The sequence below is a fragment of the Nostoc flagelliforme FACHB-838 genome (assembly GCF_014698065.1).
Taxonomy (GTDB): domain Bacteria; phylum Cyanobacteriota; class Cyanobacteriia; order Cyanobacteriales; family Nostocaceae; genus Nostoc; species Nostoc flagelliforme_B.
The window spans coordinates 1-1,631 of the sequence record NZ_JACJSI010000712.1; the positions used below are offsets into that span (position 1 = coordinate 1).

At 41.6% G+C, this 1,631-nt stretch carries 2 protein-coding genes; both read right to left on the reverse strand.

Annotated elements, in window-relative coordinates:
- Positions 1–468 (reverse strand): serine/threonine protein kinase (locus H6G97_RS51030; protein WP_190947771.1); only part of this gene is annotated, 468 nt, incomplete at its 3' end.
- Between the two features lie 826 nt (positions 469–1,294).
- The gene (locus tag H6G97_RS54600; protein ID WP_338422038.1) at positions 1,295–1,486 is read right to left on the reverse strand and encodes a hypothetical protein; all 192 of its coding nucleotides are present in this window, start codon (positions 1,484–1,486) and stop codon (positions 1,295–1,297) included.
- Between the last annotated feature and the right edge of the window lie 145 nt (positions 1,487–1,631).

Genomic DNA, 1,631 nt, shown 5'->3' on the forward strand with positions numbered 1-1,631 from the left:
CGTCGCAATCCCAAAATCGATAATTTTTACCGTCCCAGTAGCTTTATTGAGAACGATATTACTGAGGTTAATGTCCTTATGGATGACATTGCTGCTGTGAATGCTACCTAATATCTCTGTGATTTGAATTGCCAAATGCAAGAAATCAACCAAGGGCATCGGGTTAAACGCGGCTAATTCCGAACGCAATTTTGCCAGCGACTCTCCGCCAAAATCTTCCAATAGCATCACGAGTGTTCTTTGATATTCCTGGATGCTATAAACTTTTATTACTCCTTCTACATTTAAAGAACGAGTAATTTCATATTCCTGTTTGTAGCGAGTAAGTTCCCCAGGCGTGGGATAGTCTTGTTTAAGGACTTTCAGGATGATTGGTGTGTTATCGGATTTGCTTACCCCTCGGTAGACAACTGAATTGGCACTCAAGTAAATTTGGGAGTGAACCTCAATGTTCGGTAGAGCAATCATCACGCTGTTCCTTGGTTCAATTCCACACACAAGATTCAAAGCCAACAAGACTTAAAGATTATTCTTCAACCTTCTCTAGCAAAAGTCAATTTGCACCCGGTCGGTTTCAACAAAAACTTAATCAACTTGCAAGTGACAGTCGAAGAGCAAGAATTTGGAAATGCTGCTAGAAATCAAACCTGACTTTCAAGTAGTTGCAGAAGCTAGTAACGCTTAACAAGCCATTCCTTTCGAGCAAAGGGATATTTGTTAAAAGCTCAGAACCTAGCTTGGGATTGAGGGCAGTTTTGATGGATCTGATGGTTGGCGAGGTGTGTCTACCACAAACAATATCGCTACACCTCATTACAATTACAGGATGCCTGTAAAGCAACGAATTATTTTACCAGAGCGACAGATTACGGTCAAATAATCTGTGCCTCTACAAAATCAACAAACAATTGATGAGTGTTGCACCGTGATACTGGAGTTTGAAGATATTGACCCTGATAAGTTTGCTTAATTGGTAACAGATGCGTCCCAGCGGACTGAATGGATGGCGTAAGAAAGTTGGTCACAAAAAGCGACGCTTTGTATTGTTCCGTCAAATAAAAAAACGCTCTTGATTGTCAAAACCATAAATTAAAGTAATTATTTGACGAACTGAGCAAACATAAGACATAAAATTTTCTCTTCACTCCCCCTGCCCCCCTGCAAAAAGCAGTTTCGCCTCCTGAATGACTTCCAAACATTAGAGTTACTTTTTACCAGTTTGGGTTAGGTTGGGCAAATGAGCGCACTGCTTCACTCACTTTCGTGCGCTCACTCAAAACGTTGAGACAACAAATCATCCGGCTATGTCTTTACCACTCTTGTAAGTCATAGCTCTGGGTTTTCTCTTCTTGAGAGGGACTACTGATTTCTTGGGTGCTTGTGGCGGACGGCATATTTCACAGTAGAGCGGTCGCACACCAAAAGTTTCTCGTTGTGTGGGTTGTTCGCACTGCTTACATACGAAGTTGAAAACACGGGTATGAATTTCCCGCTTGTGCGCTCTAACGGTGTACTCTCCATTGGTGTCAAGTTAAGAAAAATAGATGGCTGTCAAGAGTGGGCAAATCAATGGTAAAAGTCAATTAACATCCCTGTGTTGAAAAAGCCATGAGTAAACCACGGAAAAAGCA